Origin of the sequence: Nonomuraea sp. NPDC048892 (assembly GCF_040649735.1) — a bacterium.
Lineage (GTDB): Bacteria > Actinomycetota > Actinomycetes > Streptosporangiales > Streptosporangiaceae > Nonomuraea > Nonomuraea maheshkhaliensis.
Genome location: NZ_JBEZFZ010000003.1, coordinates 469,463 through 486,795 on the forward strand (window position 1 = coordinate 469,463; position 17,333 = coordinate 486,795).

Below are 17,333 nucleotides of genomic sequence, written 5' to 3' on the forward strand. Positions count from 1 at the left end.
GGGGAAATGCATATAGTGATCATGGGGTGTGGCCGGGTCGGATCGACCCTCGCCCACATCCTCGAAGACAGCGGACATTCCGTCGCCATCATCGACCGTGACCCGCAGGCGTTCCGCCGCCTGCGCGCCGGCTTCCGGGGTCGGCGGGTGACCGGCGTGGGCTTCGATCGCGACGTGCTCACCGAGGCCGGCATCGAGTCCGCCACCGCCTACGTCGCGGTCTCCAGCGGAGACAACTCCAACATCATCTCCGCCCGGGTGGCCCGCGAGACGTTCGGCGTCGACAACGTGGTGGCCCGCATCTACGACCCCCGCAGGGCCGAGGTCTACCAGCGGCTGGGCATCCCCACCGTGGCCACCGTGCGCTGGACCGCCGACCAGATCATGCGCCGCATCCTGCCCGAGGGCGCCGAACCGCTCTGGCGCGACCCCTCCGGCACCGTCGTGCTCGCCGAGGTCACCGTCCACCCGTCCTGGATCGGCACCCGCGTCCACGACCTCGAAGCCGCCGCCAGGGCGCGCGTCGCCTTCATCAACCGTATCGGCGAGGCCGTGACCATCGCGGACGACACCGTGGTGCAGGAGGGCGACGTGCTGCACGTCATCGCCGCAGAGAGCGACATGGATCGGATCAACAAGGTGCTCGCCGCGGCACCGGAAGAGGACCACTGATGCGCGTCGCCATCGCCGGAGCAGGCGCCGTGGGCCGCTCCATCGCGGCCGAGCTTCTGGAGAACGGCCACCAGGTCCTGCTCATCGACGTCGACCCCCGAGCCATCAAGATCGACAGTGTGCCGCGCGCCGAGTGGCTGCTGGCCGACGCCTGCGAGATCGCCTCGCTCGACGAGGCCGGCCTGAACAACTGCCACGTCGTCGTCGCCTCCTCCGGCGACGACAAGGTCAACCTGGTCGTCTCCCTGCTGGCCAAGACCGAATACGGCGTGCCGCGCGTGGTCGCCAGGATCAACCACCCCAACAACGAGTGGCTGTTCAACGAGTCGTGGGGCGTCGACGTCGCCGTCTCCACGCCGCGCCTGCTGAGCGCGCTGGTCGAGGAGGCGGTGAGCGTCGGCGACCTGGTCCGGCTGATGACCTTCCGCCAGGGCCAGGCGAACCTGGTGGAGCTGACCCTGGCGGACGACGCGCCGGTGGTGGGGCAGCGGGCGGGCTCGGTGCCATGGCCGGTGGACTCGGCGCTCGTGGCCATCCTGCGGGAGGGCCGGGTGCTGGTCCCGACGGCGGACGATCCGCTGGAGGCGGGGGACGAACTGCTCTTCGTCGCCAACCAGGAGGTGGAGCAGGAGCTGGCCCACCTCCTCTCGCAGCACTGACTTTCGGAGCGCTGACTTTCGCAGCACTGACTTTCGCAGCACTGACTTTCGGAGCGCTGAGCGAGCCCGGCTCCCCCCCGCTGGGGGAGCCGAACGTGGCGATGCCGGTTCAGGGTTCGGGGTTCAGGCGAAGAAGTCGATCAAGGTGCGGGTCATCCATTCGGGCGCTTCCTCAGGCAGGAAATGCGCCGCACCCGGTGCGATAGCGCCGGTGGTGTTCGAGGCGACCTGCCGCACCGCCTGCTCGACGCCATCGCCCATGCCGTGTTCGCCCCCGATGGCCAGAACCGGAATGTCCAGCGGCCCCTCGGCGGCCAGCGCGACCACCTGGTCCCCGGACTCTCCCGCGCGGTAGAACTCGAAGCTCGCGCGCAAGGCGGCGGGGTCGCGCAGGGCATCGACGTAGACGTCGACCGCAGCTTGCGGGATGGCCTCGGGAGACGCGGCCTTGGTGGCGAACTGGTAACCGAAGTAGATCTCCTCGCGGCCCGACACCATGCGCTCGTTGATCTCGGCCAGGCGGTTGAAGACGAAGTGCCAGGCCAGCTCGTTGACCTCGGGAGGCATGAGCAGCGGGGGCATCGGGGTGAAGCCGGCGAGGACGGCTTCGGCCAGCACCAGCTTGCTCACCCGGTCGCGATGGCGGGCGGCGAGCACGTAGCCGACCATCATCCCCATGTCGTAGCCCGCGACGTGAAAACGGTCGTGGCCCAAGGAGGTCATCAGGCCGGCCATGTCATCGGCCAGCGTGACCGCGTCGTACCCGCTGGCGGGCTTGCTGCTGGCACCCATGCCGCGCATGTCGGCGGCCACGACCGTGAAGTGCTCGGCGAGAGCGGGCATCACCAGCCGCCAGCCGTACCAGAACTGCGGCCACGCCGGCAGCAACAGCAACGCCGGGCCGGACCCGCCGACCACGGCGTGCAGTTCGACGCCTTTGACGTCGACAGTGCGGCTGGTGAAGATCTCGCCGAATCCGGCGGGCAGGTGTGGGACGGCGTCTGTGGTGAAAGGCATCGGTGTCTCCTCGTACCGGACCCAGCCATAAGTGGATGAGTCATCCGTTTCACCGTAGCATAAACGGATAAAGTATCTGTTTATGCCGTGGGTATGACCGCCCCGCCGTCATGGAGCCCGGCCTCAGGCGTGCGGGTCGTCCTTGCCGAGCGACAGGCCGTGCTCGTTCGCGAAGACCCGGCGGCACAGGCCGTGGCAGAACCCGTACACGGTGCCCTCGTGGACGAGCGTCAGGGCGGAGTCGCCGAGCTCGACGCCCATGCCGCAGATCGGGTCGATCACCCTGCCGGGCGGCTGCTCCGGCACGGGGGCACGCAGCGCGGCGCCGTCACGGTAGGGGCGTGAGACCAGCTCCGTGAGGTCCAGGCTGCTCATGGACCGGCCGTAGATCCCGATGCCGCCCTCGGTGACGCCCTCCGTGAGGATGATCGCGTGCGGTTGGCGCCGCACCCGGTCCGGGTCGCGCCCCGCGGCCCGTTCGGTCTCACCGAGGGCCTCGGTGACGACGCGCACGACGTGCTCGCACATGTCCTTGCGCCACGACGCGGGAACGGTCACGCGGACCACGTAGCGCGGCGGGTCCGCTGGGTCCGCCGCCGGCCGCTCGCCGAGCACCCACGTGGCCGGCTCGTGCAGGAGCACCTGCGTGATCGTGCGCTGGGCGTCGATGATCTCGATGGCGTGGCTGTCGTCCTCGACCATCAGCCTGTCGATGAGCCCGCGGCCCAGCGCCTGGCGTTCGTCCTCGCTCAGCGCGTTCCTGGGCACGAAAACCTCGATGAGCAGCATCGCGCGTTCAACCCCTTCAACCGGACGTCCGGACGAACCTCCAGCATGCCCCGTAGGGGTATATGACGGCATCACGCAGCAGATGCATTGATTTTGTACTGCGAGCGAAGTATTCACGGCCCGACCCGCGTCCTCTCTGTCGTGTCTACCGTTTATACAAGCAGATACAACTAGTAGACGTGTGCAATCGACAACGTCTAGTATTCCCATGTGACGCTGCGTCGCTGATCGACCACGAATCACCCATCACTTCACCGCATCCCCGCTTCCCAGCGGTCGGCGGAGCGGTGCCCACAGCCGGGCGCCCCTCCCCCCTGCCGACCGCCGTCCCGCCACGCCCTGCGGCATCTCCGTGCCCGCAGCACGAACGACCTTGGAGGTCGGCTTGGCCATTGAGGAGTACCACGGACTACACGCCGAACCGCCGGAGCGGGGCTCCGAGAAGATCGTCTGGTATCCCGTCACGGCCAGGCATCCCTCGGTGCGGGTCAAGGCCCACACATGCGAGGCGGAGCCGGTGGTGTACGAGCTGTGCGCCGCGGGCGGCCTGATGCACATCCGCCGGACCGACCGGAGGGGCAAGGAGGTCGTGGTCACGGAGACCAACTGGGTCAAGACGGCCGAAGCACTGAAGATGTGGAGCACCCTCGTCCAGGACGACGAACAATGACCAGGCAAGGGGGATCAGGGGAAGGAACTGGAAAGCACCGGCCCGCCGACCGACGCGAGGACGAGGCGCCGTGGCCCAGCACGCCAACCCGGCGTCCGGTCAGGTCAGACCCGCAGGCCCCTGCGGCTGTCGCCGACGATCGCGGGGACCGCGGCCAGCAGGAGGGCGGCGGCGGTCATGGCGAAGGCGGCGAAGGCGCTTCTCAACATGGTGGTGCCTCGATCTGAGCTGAAGTGACCGTTCACCAGCCGTCCTACCCGTGCGACCGGCTCAGGACGGCAACGCCCAGCCCCAGAGCTCTTTACCGCCGCCCGCCGCACTCCGCCCGCCGCCCGAGGGGCCTTACCGCGACCCCCGCTCAGCTCGGGACCTTTCACCACAACCCCCACTCCAGCCGGGGGCTTCACCACAGCTCCACTCAGTTCGAGACTCCTCACCGCAGTCCCACTCCGACCGGAGCTCGCTACCGCAGGCCCCACTCAGCCCGCAGCCCCGCCAGGGCCTCGTGGAAGCCGGGGAAGGTCTTCTTCACGCACCCTGGGTCGTCCAGGGTGATCCCCGGGGTGCGCAGTCCCGCCACGGCGAACGACATCGCGATGCGGTGGTCGCCGTGGCAGGCGATCTCGGCCGGCCGAGGCGTGCCGGGCTGGATCTCGATCCAGTCGCGGCCCGTGCTCACCTCGATGCCGAGGCGGCGCAGGTTCTCGGCGCACGCCTCCAGCCGGTCGCACTCCTTGACCCTGATGTTGTGCACGTCCTCGATTCGTACGGGGCCGTCGGCGAACGGGGCGATGGCGGCCAGCGTCGGGACGGTGTCGGAGATGTCGCGCATGTTGACCGTCACTCCCCGCAACGTGCCCGTACCGGTGACCGTCACCGCGTCGTGCGACAGGTCGACGTCCGCGCCCATCTGCCGCAGGACCTCGGCGAAGCGTACGTCGCCCTGCATCGCGCCGGAGCCCAGCCCCTGGATGGTGACGCTGTTGCCGGTGAGCGCGGCGGCGGCGAGCGGGTAGCTCGCGGTGGAGGCGTCCGGCTCGATCGCGTAGCCGGACACGGCGGTGTACGGCCGCGCGGGCACGCGGAACGTCTCGCCCTCCCACCGCACCTCGACCCCGAAGCTGCGCATCATGGCCAGGGTGATCTCCACGTACGGTGCCGACACCAGATCGGTCACCGTGATCTCCAGCCCCTCGGCGGTGAGCGGCCCGACGAGCAGCAGCGCGGTCAGGAACTGCGACGACAGCCCGGCGTCCAGCGTGATCCGGCCGCCCTTGATCCCGTCGGCCCGCACGGTCAGCGGATGGTGCCCCTCCTCGCCCTCGTGCGTCAGGTCCACCCCGAGCTCGCGCAGCGCCCGCGTGAGCGGCCCGAGCGGGCGCCGCCGCATCTGGGCGGAGGCGTCGAAACAGAAGACGCCGCGGCCGGCCGCGACGAGCGCGGGCAGGAAGCGCGCGGTGGTGGCGCCGTCGCGGCAGAACACGTCCCCCTCCGCCACCGGCGGCCCCTCCGGGCGCCCCTCGATCGTCCACGCCTCCGGCCCGCGCTCCACGCGGTAGCCGAGCGCGATCAAGCCCTCCGCGAAACCTTCCGTGTCGTCGGAGACCAGCGGCCGGCGCAGCACGGTCGTGCCGCTCGCAACGGCGGCGAGGAACAGGGCACGGGCGGTGACGGACTTCGAGCCGGGAACGTGCATGAGGGTCATGGCAAGAAGCCTAGGACCCGCTCGTTCCTGGGCTGCCGCCGGTTAAAGTTCGCCTCGCATTCACCCCCACGACCGAATGCCCGGATTCCTCCGGGTAGGGGCAGGATCATGCGCTACAACGTGCTGGCCTGCGACTACGACGAGACCCTGGCGAAGGGCGGCCAGGTCGCGGAGGAGACGATCAAGCCGCTCGAACGGCTGTCCCGCGCCGGGTTCAAGCTGCTGCTCGTCACCGGCCGTCAGCTCGACGACCTGCTGAACGTCTTCCCGCACCCCGCCCTGTTCGACCTGATCGTGGCCGAGAACGGCGGCCTGCTGTACGACCCGCGCCAGCGCACCCGCGACGTCCTGGCCGCTCCCCCGCCGGCCGAGCTGGCCGACCGGCTGCGCGAGCAGGGCGTGCACCCGCTCGGGGTCGGTGAGGTGCTGGTCGCCACCCGCGAGCCGTACGACGTCCAGGTCCTGGGGGCGATCCGCGAGCTGGGCCTGGAGCTGCAGGTCGTCTACAACAAGGGCGCCGTCATGGTGCTGCCTCCGGGCGTGAACAAGGCCAGCGGCCTGATCGCCGCCCTCGACCGGCTGTCGGTGTCGCGGCACAGCGTGGTCGCGGTCGGCGACGGCGAGAACGACCACGCGTTCCTGACCGCCGCCGAGTGCGGGGCCGCGGTCGCCAACGCCCTGCCCGCCCTCAAGGACGCCTGCGACCTCGCCCTCGACGAACCCGACGGGCACGGGGTCGCCCACCTGGCCGGCCGGCTGCTGGCCGGCGACCTGGACGCCATGGAGCTCCCGCGCCACCACGTCCTGCTCGGGCACGCGGACGGCGAGGAGGTGCGGCTGCCCACGTACGGGATGGGGCTGCTGGTGGCGGGGCCGTCCGGGAGCGGCAAGTCCACGGTCACCACGGCGCTGCTCGAACGGCTCGTCGGCGACGGCTACCAGTGCGTCATCGTGGACCCGGAGGGCGACTATGCCGAGCATCCGGGCGTCACGGTGCTCGGCGACCCGGACCGGGTGCCCGGTGTGGACGAGGTGCTGCACGTGCTGGAGCAGCCCGGTCACAGCGTCGTCGTCAACCTGATCGGGCAGCAGCTGCGCGACCGGCCGGCGTACTTCGCCGAGCTGCTCCCGCGCCTGACCGGGCTGCGGGCCAAGCTGGGGCATCCGCACTGGCTGGTGCTCGACGAGGCGCACCACCTGATGCCCGCCGAGGTACGCGACGTACCGCTGCGGCATCCCGGCGACCTCGGCGCGCTGCTGATGATCACCGTGCATCCCGACGCGCTGAGCCCCGACGCGCTCCGGCTGGTGACCAGTACGGTCGCGGTGGGCAAGGAGCCGCGGAACACCCTGGCCGCGTTCGCCACGGCCCGCGGCCGCGACGTCCCCTCGCTGCCCCCGTCACCGGAGGACGAGCAGGCGGGCGACATCGCGCTCTGGCACGACGCCGACGGGCACGCGCGGCGGCTCACGCTCGCGCCCGCCCGCGCCGAGCGGACCCGGCACCGGCGCAAGTACGCGGCGGGCACCATGGCCAAGGACAAGAGCTTCTACTTCACCGGGCCCGAGAACCGGCTGCGGCTGCGGGCCAGGAACCTGCACACGTTCGTCGAACTCGCCGAAGGGGTGGACGACGACACCTGGCTGCATCATCTGCGGCGCCGCGACTGCTCGGCGTGGATCCGCGAGAGCCTGGGGGACGCCGAGCTGGCGGAGGAGGTGGCGGCGGTGGAACGTGAGGCGGACGGCCTGGAGCCGCGCGAAAGCCGCCGCCGCGTCGCCGACCTCATCGGCGCGCGCTACACCCTCCCGGCCGAACCCACAGCTTTCGACCCCGACCACCAGGACCGCTGATCCACAGCCGCCGGCGGTCGGACAACGGCCGGCGACCGCAGAGGCAGCATGAGCATGGTGTCAGGCGGGTGCGACCGGAGGCTTGATCGGGGTGCGGCCCCGGCCGAGCACCCAGAGCATGGCGCCCAGCGCGGCCACCTGGAGCGGCCAGCCCATGACGATCTTGGCGAACCCGAGCGCCGCCACCGCCTCGTCACCGCCGCCGAAGAGGTAGACCGGCCCCTGCACCGCCACCCGCACCGCGCAGGGCAGCATGAGCAGCCAGGTCAGCCGCGTGCACAGCCGCACGATGCCCTGGTCCTTGTGCCAGGCGGTCGGGTCACCGGTGACCGAGCCGATCAGGAACCCCACGACCGGCCACCGGGCGACGATCGAGATGAGCATGCCGACCATGTACGTGGCATTCCACAGGATGCCGGGCAGGAAGTAGTCTTTCGCGTCACCCGTACGGCTCGCGAAAAATGCCCCGATCGCGATGCCGATCAGGCTGTTGATCACGAACTGCGGCGTAGACCGCTGGATGATCCGTACGAGCAGCAGCAGCACCGACAGCGTGATGCTGATGATGAGCGACAGCTTCAGATCTTCGGACAGGATCCACGACAACGTGAAGGCGATCGTCGGGACCGCCGCCTCGATGATGCCGCGCACCCCGCCGAAGGCCTTGGCGAGCTGGGCTCGCACCGCCGCCTCGACGGTGTCGTGGGCGACCTCTTCAGCCTCAGCACTCACCTGATCAACTCCCTGGGCGCAGCTCGTAACGCGGATTGAACATCACCTTGCGCCCGTCCTGCATGCTGACCAGGCCCTCGGCCTTGACCGTGCGGCCGGGCTCGATGCCGGCGATCTTGCGGCGGCCGAGCCAGACCAGGTCGATCACGTCGGACCCGTCGTAGAGCTCGGCCTCCAGAGCCGGGGCGCCGCCCCTCGGGCGCAATGTCACCGTACGTAGCGTACCCGCCACGCAGAAGCGGCGGCGCCCGCCACACGAGACGATCGGGGTCGCGCCGACCTCGTCGGCGTCCTCCCGCAGCTCCTGGGCCTCGATCTCGGACTGGCTGGTGGCCAGCCGACTGAAGAACCCACGCAATCCCCCGCGTTTCGGGGGCTCTGCCGTACTCATGATGGTTCAGCCTATGTGATATCAGCCCTCAGCGAATCTCGCTGATTTCAGGTCCTCGTTTGAACGGGTTGAGCGCCGGCCGCTCGTCACCCTCGCCGCCCGGCTGCTCGTTGGGCCGGCGCAGCGGGATCGCCTCCTCACGCGCCATCGGCTCGTCCCCGCGCACGACCACGACATCCTTGATGAAGTCGATGTACGCCTCAGCGACGCTCTCGTCGGCCGCCGCCTTGCCGGAGATCACCGCCAGCAGGAACCAGCGCGGGCCGTCGATGCCGAGATAGCGGGCCGGCCGGGTCTCGCCGTCGGTCCGCATCTCGCCGGCCAGTTCGCTGCCGAACGGCCCTTCCCGCTCCTCCAGGTGCTTGGCCTGGGCCAGGATCTTCGTCTTGATCTCGTCCCACAGGCCCGAGCTGCGCGGCGCGGCCAGGGCCTGCAGCTGCAGCGAGCTGTCCTCGTACAGGACGACCACGCCGACGTGCTGGTCTCCCACGGAGGCCAGTCGCACGTCGAAGTCCGCGTTGTGCGGCAGCCGGAGGCCGCCCAGGTCGATCCTGTCGGTCTCCGGGTGGGGCTCGTCGGCGTCCCACGGGCCGGACTCGCGCGTGGGGGCGGCCGACTCCTGCTCGCCCACCTGCTCCGGCTGCTCACGACGACGACGTCGGAACACGTTCCTCACTCTCCCTGCTCATCGGACCGGCTGCTCCCCGGCCCTCTGTCCGTACGGCCGGCGTCCCCGGCCTGATGTTCCGTACAACCGGCTTCCCGGTCTGATGTCCCTATGACCAGTCACTCGGCCTGATGTCCGTACGGCCGCCGTTCTCGGTCTGATGTCCGTACAGCCGATTCCTCGGCCTCAAGCGCGTACGACCACTTCCCCTGCCTGTGTCCGCCGAACCCGGAACCCGGAGCGGACGTGGCACCTCGGCTCAGCGTCCCGTCGAGCCGAAGCCGCCCGTGCCGCGCGCGGACGGCGGCAGGCGCTCGGTCTCGGTGAAGGCCGCGTGTGCCACCCGCTGGATCACGAGCTGGGCCACCCGGTCCCCACGCCGCAGGCTGAACGGCTCCTTGGCGTCGGTGTTGATCACGGTCACCTTGATCTCGCCCCGGTATCCGGCGTCGACCGTGCCGGGGGCATTGACCAGCGTGACGCCGTGTCGTGCCGCCAGCCCGGAACGCGGGTGGACGAACGCGGCATACCCCTCGGGCAGGGCGATCGCCACCCCGGTGCCGACGACGGCCCGCTCACCCGGCATCAGCTCCACGTCCTCGGCCGAGCAGAGGTCGGCGCCGGCGTCTCCCGGATGGGCGTACGACGGCGGCGGCAGCCCGGGATCGAGCCGCTGGATGAGGACCTCTACGTCGCTCAAGGGTTCACCTCGTAGTCCTGATGGTCGGCGGCGGTGGCGGCCAGGTCGGCGTGCTTGGCGAAGTGTTCCATGTTCACCTCGATGAACAGCGCTGCCGCGCGGACGGCGACCGGTCCGTCTGGAGCGCCGATGCGCCCCTCAGCCTCAAGGTACGCCTTTCTGCCCGCGATGCCGTTGCACCAGGCGCGCAGGTGGAGTGTCGTGCCCACGGGAACAGGGAGGAGGTAGTCGGTCTCCAGCCGTCCCGTCACATAGGGCTTGTGCAGCAGGTAGACGGACATTCCGATGACTTCGTCCATGGCGGTGGCCAGCACCCCGCCGTGCGCCAGCCGGGGCGCGCCCTGGTGCGCCTCGCCCACGGTGAACTCCGCCTCGACGGTGGCGCCGTCGGGGGTCCGCGCCGTCAGGTGCAGCCCCGTGGGGTGCGCGGGGCCGCAGGCGAAGCACTGGTCGTAGTGGGAGACCAGAGTGCTGCCCGGCGACGGCGCGCCGGGCTGTGCCTCGGGCAGATTCGCGCCCGGCGGCGGGGTGGTGAGGGAGGAACGCGTCACGGGTGACGAGGTTACTCCGTGTCGCCTCACCGTCCGTCCACTACGAGGCCCTGTCGGCGTCGCGGGCCGGTGGATCTTCCTCCCGTGATGGGCCGTCGTCGCCCTGCGGCGGGCGGTGGTCGTCGCGCCATGGGCGTTCCCCGCCGTGCGGCCCCGGGCCGGCGTCGTGTGCCCCCGGGCCGGCGTCGTGTGCCCCTGGGCCGTCGTCGTAGGGTCTCGGGCCGTCGTCGGGAGGAACGGGAGGCGGGGGGCCGCCTGGTGGGCGGTCGTCGGGGCCTGGTAGCAGGGCGCGGGGTTTGTGTCTCAGCTCGGGCAGCGCCCGGTAGATCACCGCCGCCACCGGGACGGCCACGGCGGCGCCCGCGATGCCGGCCAGGATGCCGCCCACGGCCAGCACCAGGATGATCGCCAGCGGATGGAAGTTGAGCGCCCGCCCGACGATCAGCGGCTGCAGCACGTGGTTTTCCAGCTGCTGCTCGACGACGAGGATGCCGAGGAAGATCAGCGCGTAGACGAGCCCCTTGGCGCCCAGCGTGACCAAGGTCGCGACCGTGCCGGCGAAGAAGATGCCGACGATGGGGATGAAGCTGGCGAAGAAGATCAGCACGGCCAGCGGCGCCCACAGCGGCACCCCCATGCCGGCCAGCACGATGCCCATGATCACACCGTGCACGGCGGCGACCGCCACGGTGCCCTGGACGTAGTGGGAGAGCGTGGCCCACGCGGCCCGGCCCGCCCTGTCGACGCGCGGCGCGACCCCGCCGAAGGCCCGCAGGAACCACGACCAGATCCGGTCGCCGTCCTTGAGCAGGAAGAACGTCACGAACAGGAGCAGCACGATCGACGCCAGCACCTCGACGGCCACGGCGCCGGCGGACAGCACGGTGCCGGTGATGGCCGTGCGCTGCGCGTTGACCAGGGCCGCGATCTCGTCGACGTAGTCGGTGATCTGCGCTTCCCGGAGGTGCAGCGGGCCGGTGATCAGCCACTCCTGCACGGTCCTCGCGGTCTGCTGGACCTGTTTGACCAGGTTGGGGAACTCTTCGCTGGCCCGCGCGCCGACCAGCCACCCCGTGCCGGTGAGCACGGCCAGGGCCACCAGCATGGTGATCCAGGTGGCGTAGATGGGGCGCATGCCCGTGTCGCGCAGGCTTCTGGTCAGCGGGAACAGCAGGGCCGTGAGCAGGAGCGCGATGGCCACGGGCAGGGCCACGAAGGACAGGGCGGCGATGGCCTGGACGAAGTAGTTGACGACCACGCCGATGAGGATCAGGCATGCGCACCACGCGGCCGTCCTGGCCAGGACGGGTGGCACGAGCTTGGTCGGTGGGTCGGGCAGCACGTGTTCAAGACTGGCATGTCCGGGGGCCGGATGCGCGCGGATAACGGGCCGGGCAGCTCAGAGCGTAACAGCGCGGCCCGGTTCCGCCAGGTCCGCCCAGGGACTCCCGGTCCGCGCGGGACTTCCGGTCCGGGCGGTTCGGTCCCGACTGGTCCACGCGGGACTGCGGTTCGGTCCCGGCCGGTCCGCCCGCGGCTCCCGTTCACATGGATCGGTTTGTCCGGGTGAGATCGGGTCTGGGCAAGGGGTGGGGTGCGTGACACCGTCGTGCCCATGAAGGCTGTGGTGGTCCTCACCGTGCTGGCGTCCCTCCTCGCCGCCCCCGCCCCCGCGTACGCCTCCGGCGCCGAGCCGGCGCTGGACGTGCTCTCCAGTGCCGCCGACCAGGTCACCGGCGGCGACGCCCTGATCAGGGTCCGCCAGACTCGCGGCGCGAAACTCAAGGTGCTGCGGAACGGCGAGGACGTCACCTCGGTCTTCAAGCAGACGGGCGACGGGCTGACGGGCCTGGTGACGGGCCTGCGCGACGGCGACAACACGATCACCGCGGTGGCCTGGCCGCACCTGCGCAGCCTGCGGGTGCACAACCATCCGATCCAGGGGCCGGTCTTCTCGGGCCCGCACCAGTACCCGTTCTTATGCAAGACGGAACGAAGCGGGCTGGGGCCGCCGGTCGTGGACAACCAGGACGGCCAGGGCATGCGCGTCAGCGGCGGCTGGAGCAGGGACTGCTTCGCGCCCGTGGTGGAGGACCGCCTCTACCGCTCGACGGACGGCACGTACAAGCCGATGCCGGACGGACGCCCCGCCGACCTGGCGACGACCACGCTGCTGGACGGCCGGACGGTGGACTTCGTGGTCAGGCGGGAGCGGGGCGTCGTCAACCGCTTCATCTACTCGATCGCGATGCTGGAGGACGGCTGGAACGGCCGGGCGATGTACCGCTTCGACGGCGGCGTCGCGATCGGCCACGACCAGGGCACACTGGGCGGCTCCGCCCTCGACCCGTACGGGCTGGGCAAGGGGTACGCGGTGCTGCACTCGTCCGGCACCCGTACCTCCACCCACTACAACCTGATCCTGGGCGGCGAGACGGCCCTGATGGTCAAGGAGCGCTTCATCGAGCGGCACGGCCCGCCGCTCTACACGGTGGGCGTCGGCGCCTCGGGCGGCGCGATCCAGCAGTACGTGTACGCCCAGAACCACGGCACGCGGGTGATCGACGCCGCCGTCCCGCAGTACTCCTATCCGGACATGGTCACCCAGACCATCCACGTGGGTGACTGCGAGCTGCTCGAACGCTACATGGACCGCGATCCACGCTGGGCGAGGTGGGACGACAGGACGGCCCTGATCGGCATGAACGCCAGCGACACCGTGGCCAACCCGTACACCGGCCGGCCCGGCTCCGACGAGTGCGTCAACGGCTGGCGCGGCCTGACCCCGCTGTCCATGAACCCGCTGTGGACCTCGAACGACGACCCCGAGTGGCAGCGGATGGACCCGCCGGGCGTCAAGGACACCGTGCACTGGACCCACTGGGACGACCTCAAGCACGTCTACGGCGTGGACGCCACCGGCTACGCCCGCTCGACCTGGGACAACGTGGGCGTCCAGTACGGGCTGAAGGCGCTCGTGGACGGCGTCGTCACGCCGGAGGAGTTCCTGGACGTCAACGCCGCGGCGGGCTCGTGGAAGGAGTCAGCCGACATGGTGCAGGAGGGTTGCCCGTTCGTCCGCTCCGCCTGCCCGGCCGACCTCGACCCGTGGAGCGCCCGCAACATGAACCTCGGCGACCCGGCCCCGAGGCGCACCGGCGACCCCGTGGCGATCAGGAACGTGGAGCGCAGCGGCCTGGTGTTCCGCGGCGACATCGACCTTCCGGTGATCGACTGGCGCCACTATCTGGAGGACCGGCTCGACATGCACAACGCGCACCAGTCGTTCGCCTCCAGGAAGCGCATGCTGGACCACGACGGCCGGGCGGGCAACCAGATCATCTGGTTCACCGACGCCCGCCCTGACGGGCCGGCGTTCGACCAGACGCCCGAGGCGCTGCGGGTGATCGACGAGTGGATGGCCAACATCAGGAAACATCCGCGCCGCGGGGTACTAGGCAACAAGCCGGCCCAGGCCGTGGACCGCTGCTTCGCCACCGACGGCACCCAGATCGCGGCCGGCTCGCACGTCTGGGACGGCGTGCTCGACCGCCGCTCCCCCGGCGCCTGCACCCGGCGCTTCCCCCTCTACTCGACCACGCGGATCGTGGCGGGCGGCCCGATCGAGGGCGGCGTCTACAAGTGCCGCCTGCAGCCGGTCGACCGTGCCGTCGCCCGCGGCCTGTACGGCTCCTGGCGGCCCACGGCGGACCAGCGGGCCCGCCTGAAGCAGATGTTCCCGACGGGGGTGTGCGACTACTAGACACAGCGCGGCAGGCCGGCGGAGTCTCGTTCGCCACTGATCGGCAGGAGCCGACCGGTTATAGGGTGACCTGCCATGGGCACCCACCGCCGCCCCGCCACCGAGGCAGAGGCCCGCGCGCTGGCCTCCTCCATACGGTTGCGCATCCTGCGGCTCTGCCTCGACCGAGCACTCACGAACAAGGAGATCGCCGGCCTGCTGGACGCCAACCCGGCCACGACCCTGCACCACGTACGCAAGCTGGTCGAGACCGGCTTCCTGGTGGCCGGGCCGAGCCGCCCGGGCCCGCGCGGCTCCACCGAGATCCCCTACCGGGCCACCGGCAAGTCGTGGGAGATGGACGTCCGCGAGGGCGGCGTCACGGGCGCGAACACCGAGCTCCTGGACGCCTTCGTGGCGGAGGCGAGGCTGTCGGAGCACGTCGAGGAGGGCGACGTCGACCGGCTGGCGCTCAGGCTCACCCCCGAGGGGCACACCGAGTTACGCCGGCGGCTGCGCGAGGTGCTGGACGACTTCCGCGCCCGCGTCCCAGCGCCGGACGGGCAGGCGTACACGCTGTTCCTGGCCTTACATCGCGCAGAAGAGCTCTGACGCGCGAGCCGGGCCGATCGGAGGCGATCGACCCGGCCGCACCGGTCAGTCCAGGTGGACCTCGACCTTGAACGCCTCACCCTCCTCCAGGACGAACTCCTCGACGTTCCCCGCCGCGCACAGATCGTCCTGCGCCTGCCGCACCAGCTCCGCCTCCGGCGCCCACACGGTCAGCCGCGAGACCTCGGCCCGCATCGACTGCTTGGCCTCCGACTTGGCCTTGCGCACCTGCCCGAGCACCTCGGAGGCCACGCTCAGCACCGCTGGGTCGCCCGTGCCGCGTTCGGCGACCGGCCAGGAGGCGTGGTGGACGGAGCCGTCGCGCCACCACGACCACACCTCTTCCGTCACGAACGGCAGGAACGGCGCGAACAGCCGCAGCAGCACGTCGAGGGCCTGCCGCAGCGCCGCGTGAGCCGAGGCGGAGGCGGGTCCTGACTCGTACGCCCGCGCCTTGACCAGCTCCAGGTAGTCGTCGCAGAACGCCCAGAAGAAACGTTCGACCGCCTCGATCGCCCGGGTGTGGTCGTAGCCCTCGAACGCCTCCGTCGCCTCCTTGACGACGTCGGCCAGCGCCGCCAGCATCGACCGGTCGAGCGCCTCGGTGACCTCGCCGGCGCCGGAGCCATCCGTGTCCTCGGTGGCCAGCCCGAGCACGAACTTCGACGCGTTGAGGATCTTGATGGCCAGCCGCCGCCCGACCTTGAGCTGCCCGGTGTCGAAGGTGGTGTCGACGCCGTAGCGACCGTTGGCCGCCCAGTAGCGCACGGCGTCGGAGCCGTGCTGCTCCAGCAGGTCGATCGGGGTGACCACGTTGCCCTTGGACTTGGACATCTTCTTGCGGTCGGGGTCGAGGATCCACCCCGAGATGGCCACGTCGCTCCACGGCAGCGTGCCGAACTCGTAGTGGGCCCTGACCACGGTCGAGAACAGCCAGGTGCGGATGATCTCGTGGGCCTGCGGCCGCAGGTCGGCCGGGAAGACCCGCCCGAACAGGTCGTCGTCGCTGCCCCAGCGGCCGGCGATCTGGGGGGTCAGCGACGAGGTGGCCCAGGTGTCCATGACGTCGGGGTCGGCCATGAAGCCGCCGGGCACGCCGCGATGCTCCTCGGTGTAGCCGGGGGGCACGTCGGAGGACGGCTCGACGGGCAGCATGTCCTCGGTGGGCAGGATCGGCGCGTCGTGGACGGGCTGCCCGGACTCGTCGATCGGATACCACACCGGGAACGGCACGCCGAAGAAGCGCTGGCGGGAGATGAGCCAGTCGCCGGTGAGCCCTTCGACCCAGTTGTCGTAGCGGACCCGCATGTGCGGCGGGTGCCAGGTCAGCTCGCGCCCGCGCTCCAGCAGCCGCCTGCGCAGCTCCTCGTCCCGCCCGCCGTTGCGGATGTACCACTGGCGGGTGGTGACGATCTCAAGCGGCTTGTCGCCCTTTTCGTAAAATTTCACCGTGCGCTGCACCGGCCGGGGCTCACCTTCGAGGTCACCGGACTCGCGCAGCAGCTCCACGATGCGCTCGCGGGCGCTGTGGACGGTCTTGCCGGCCAGCTCCTTGTACGGCTCCGCCTCCACGCCGTCGGGCGGCTCGGGCAGCAGCCGCCCGTCCCAGCCGATGACCGGCCGGGTCGGCAGGTGCAGCTCACGCCACCAGGTGACGTCGGTGATGTCGCCGAACGTGCAGATCATCGCGATGCCGGTGCCCTTGTCGGGCTCGGCCAGGCGGTGGGCCAGCACCGGCACCTCGACCCCGAACAGCGGCGTCAGCACCGAGGTGCCGAACAGCTCCTGGTAGCGCTCGTCGTCGGGATGGGCGACCAGCGCCACGCAGGCGGGGATGAGCTCGGGCCTGGTGGTCTCGATGAAGACCGGGCCCTTCTCACCGTAGAAGGAGATCTTGTGGAAGGCGCCGGGCCACTCGCGGTCCTCCAGCTCGGCCTGGGCCACGGCGGTGCGGAAGCTGACGTCCCAGAGGGTCGGCGCCTCGGCGAGGTAGGCCTCGCCGCGCAGCAGGTTGCGCAGGAACGCGCGCTGGGAGACCGCCCGCGACTCGTCGCTGATCGTGGTGTAGAGCAGCGACCAGTCGACCGACAGCCCGACCCGCCGCCAGACCTCCTCGAAGGCCTGCTCGTCGATGGCGGTCAGCTGCTGGCACAGCTCGACGAAGTTGCGCCGCGAGATGGAGATGTCTCGCTTGCCGGGTTTCTCCGGCGGGGTGAAGCCGGGGTCGTAGGGCAGCGAGGGATCGCAGCGCACGCCGTAGACGTTTTGCACACGGCGCTCGGTGGGCAGGCCGTTGTCGTCCCAGCCGATGGGGTAGAAGACGGCTTTGCCGATCATCCGCTGGTAGCGGGCCATGATGTCGGTGTGGGTGAAGGAGAAGACGTGACCGACGTGCAGCGAACCGGAGACCGTCGGCGGCGGCGTGTCGATGGAGTAGACCTGCTCGCGCGGCCTGGACCGGTCGAAGCGGTAGGTGCCCTCTTCTTCCCAGCGAGCTACCCATACCTGCTCCAGGCCGTCGAGAGTCGGCTTCTGGGGCATGGCGGGACTGCGTAGTCGCTGTTGAGTCATG

General features: G+C 70.5%; 16 protein-coding genes. 6 read left to right on the top strand and 10 right to left on the bottom strand.

Annotated elements, in window-relative coordinates:
- Positions 1-6 precede the first annotated feature (6 nt).
- Both AB0C28_RS11855 and AB0C28_RS11860 read left to right on the top strand, forming a co-directional pair.
- Positions 7-672 (top strand): TrkA family potassium uptake protein, encoded by a 666-nt coding sequence (locus AB0C28_RS11855; protein WP_357844117.1) that lies wholly within the window; start codon positions 7-9, stop codon positions 670-672.
- The gene (locus AB0C28_RS11860; RefSeq protein WP_346101203.1) at positions 672-1,331 is read left to right on the top strand and encodes a TrkA family potassium uptake protein; all 660 of its coding nucleotides are present in this window, start codon (positions 672-674) and stop codon (positions 1,329-1,331) included. The genes AB0C28_RS11855 and AB0C28_RS11860 overlap by 1 nt, the downstream gene beginning before the upstream one ends.
- Before the next feature lie 123 nt (positions 1,332-1,454).
- Here the strand turns inward: AB0C28_RS11860 and AB0C28_RS11865 are convergent, their stop codons facing one another.
- The gene (locus AB0C28_RS11865) at positions 1,455-2,348 is read right to left on the bottom strand and encodes an alpha/beta hydrolase (protein WP_357844113.1); all 894 of its coding nucleotides are present in this window, start codon (positions 2,346-2,348) and stop codon (positions 1,455-1,457) included.
- A gap of 123 nt (positions 2,349-2,471) precedes the next feature.
- Complete coding sequence (locus tag AB0C28_RS11870; protein ID WP_357844110.1) at positions 2,472-3,137, bottom strand: hypothetical protein; 666 nt, start codon at positions 3,135-3,137, stop codon at positions 2,472-2,474.
- Positions 3,138-3,522: 385 nt separating this feature from the next.
- Between AB0C28_RS11870 and AB0C28_RS11875 the strand changes: the two genes are divergently transcribed.
- Positions 3,523-3,807 (top strand): hypothetical protein, encoded by a 285-nt coding sequence (locus tag AB0C28_RS11875; RefSeq protein ID WP_357844107.1) that lies wholly within the window; start codon positions 3,523-3,525, stop codon positions 3,805-3,807.
- A gap of 463 nt (positions 3,808-4,270) precedes the next feature.
- Here the strand turns inward: AB0C28_RS11875 and aroA are convergent, their stop codons facing one another.
- Complete coding sequence (aroA, locus tag AB0C28_RS11880) at positions 4,271-5,512, bottom strand: 3-phosphoshikimate 1-carboxyvinyltransferase (protein ID WP_358073911.1); 1,242 nt, start codon at positions 5,510-5,512, stop codon at positions 4,271-4,273.
- Between the two features lie 108 nt (positions 5,513-5,620).
- Here aroA and AB0C28_RS11885 point away from each other — a divergent pair, with 108 nt between their 5' ends.
- Positions 5,621-7,366: an HAD hydrolase family protein gene (locus tag AB0C28_RS11885; RefSeq protein ID WP_358073914.1), complete on the top strand. Its 1,746-nt coding sequence runs from the start codon at positions 5,621-5,623 to the stop codon at positions 7,364-7,366.
- A 60-nt stretch (positions 7,367-7,426) separates the two neighbouring features.
- Here the strand turns inward: AB0C28_RS11885 and AB0C28_RS11890 are convergent, their stop codons facing one another.
- From AB0C28_RS11890 to AB0C28_RS11915, 6 genes are all read right to left on the bottom strand, one after another.
- Positions 7,427-8,098, bottom strand: a complete 672-nt coding sequence (locus AB0C28_RS11890; RefSeq protein WP_357844098.1) for a DUF3159 domain-containing protein — start codon at positions 8,096-8,098, stop codon at positions 7,427-7,429.
- 4 nt (positions 8,099-8,102) lie between these two features.
- Positions 8,103-8,489 (bottom strand): OB-fold nucleic acid binding domain-containing protein, encoded by a 387-nt coding sequence (locus AB0C28_RS11895; RefSeq protein WP_043614113.1) that lies wholly within the window; start codon positions 8,487-8,489, stop codon positions 8,103-8,105.
- A 28-nt stretch (positions 8,490-8,517) separates the two neighbouring features.
- A complete protein-coding gene (locus AB0C28_RS11900; RefSeq protein ID WP_357844095.1) occupies positions 8,518-9,156 on the bottom strand; it encodes a DUF3710 domain-containing protein in 639 nt (212 codons plus the stop codon).
- Positions 9,157-9,415: 259 nt separating this feature from the next.
- Complete coding sequence (dut, locus tag AB0C28_RS11905) at positions 9,416-9,856, bottom strand: dUTP diphosphatase (protein ID WP_357844092.1); 441 nt, start codon at positions 9,854-9,856, stop codon at positions 9,416-9,418.
- A complete protein-coding gene (locus tag AB0C28_RS11910; protein WP_106234079.1) occupies positions 9,853-10,407 on the bottom strand; it encodes a PaaI family thioesterase in 555 nt (184 codons plus the stop codon). The genes dut and AB0C28_RS11910 overlap by 4 nt, the downstream gene beginning before the upstream one ends.
- 40 nt (positions 10,408-10,447) lie before the next feature.
- Positions 10,448-11,749: an AI-2E family transporter gene (locus tag AB0C28_RS11915; RefSeq protein ID WP_358073917.1), complete on the bottom strand. Its 1,302-nt coding sequence runs from the start codon at positions 11,747-11,749 to the stop codon at positions 10,448-10,450.
- Positions 11,750-12,022: 273 nt separating this feature from the next.
- Here AB0C28_RS11915 and AB0C28_RS11920 point away from each other — a divergent pair, with 273 nt between their 5' ends.
- Positions 12,023-14,170: a DUF6351 family protein gene (locus AB0C28_RS11920; protein ID WP_358073920.1), complete on the top strand. Its 2,148-nt coding sequence runs from the start codon at positions 12,023-12,025 to the stop codon at positions 14,168-14,170.
- A gap of 75 nt (positions 14,171-14,245) precedes the next feature.
- Complete coding sequence (locus AB0C28_RS11925) at positions 14,246-14,761, top strand: winged helix-turn-helix domain-containing protein (protein ID WP_357844079.1); 516 nt, start codon at positions 14,246-14,248, stop codon at positions 14,759-14,761.
- A 45-nt stretch (positions 14,762-14,806) separates the two neighbouring features.
- Here AB0C28_RS11925 and valS read toward each other — a convergent pair whose 3' ends face one another.
- Complete coding sequence (valS, locus tag AB0C28_RS11930; protein WP_358073923.1) at positions 14,807-17,332, bottom strand: valine--tRNA ligase; 2,526 nt, start codon at positions 17,330-17,332, stop codon at positions 14,807-14,809.
- Between the last annotated feature and the right edge of the window lies 1 nt (position 17,333).

Excerpts from the sequence above, each read along its gene's own strand:
- valS (WP_358073923.1), bottom strand. The coding sequence starts at position 17,332 with ATGACTCAACAGCGACTACGCAGTCCCGCCATGCCCCAGAAGCCGACT.
- AB0C28_RS11885 (WP_358073914.1), top strand. The coding sequence starts at position 5,621 with ATGCGCTACAACGTGCTGGCCTGCGACTACGACGAGACCCTGGCGAAG.
- AB0C28_RS11920 (WP_358073920.1), top strand. The coding sequence starts at position 12,023 with ATGAAGGCTGTGGTGGTCCTCACCGTGCTGGCGTCCCTCCTCGCCGCC.
- AB0C28_RS11855 (WP_357844117.1), top strand. The coding sequence starts at position 7 with ATGCATATAGTGATCATGGGGTGTGGCCGGGTCGGATCGACCCTCGCC.
- AB0C28_RS11865 (WP_357844113.1), bottom strand. The coding sequence starts at position 2,348 with ATGCCTTTCACCACAGACGCCGTCCCACACCTGCCCGCCGGATTCGGC.
- AB0C28_RS11860 (WP_346101203.1), top strand. The coding sequence starts at position 672 with ATGCGCGTCGCCATCGCCGGAGCAGGCGCCGTGGGCCGCTCCATCGCG.
- AB0C28_RS11925 (WP_357844079.1), top strand. The coding sequence starts at position 14,246 with ATGGGCACCCACCGCCGCCCCGCCACCGAGGCAGAGGCCCGCGCGCTG.
- aroA (WP_358073911.1), bottom strand. The coding sequence starts at position 5,512 with ATGACCCTCATGCACGTTCCCGGCTCGAAGTCCGTCACCGCCCGTGCC.
- AB0C28_RS11895 (WP_043614113.1), bottom strand. The coding sequence starts at position 8,489 with ATGAGTACGGCAGAGCCCCCGAAACGCGGGGGATTGCGTGGGTTCTTC.
- AB0C28_RS11870 (WP_357844110.1), bottom strand. The coding sequence starts at position 3,137 with ATGCTGCTCATCGAGGTTTTCGTGCCCAGGAACGCGCTGAGCGAGGAC.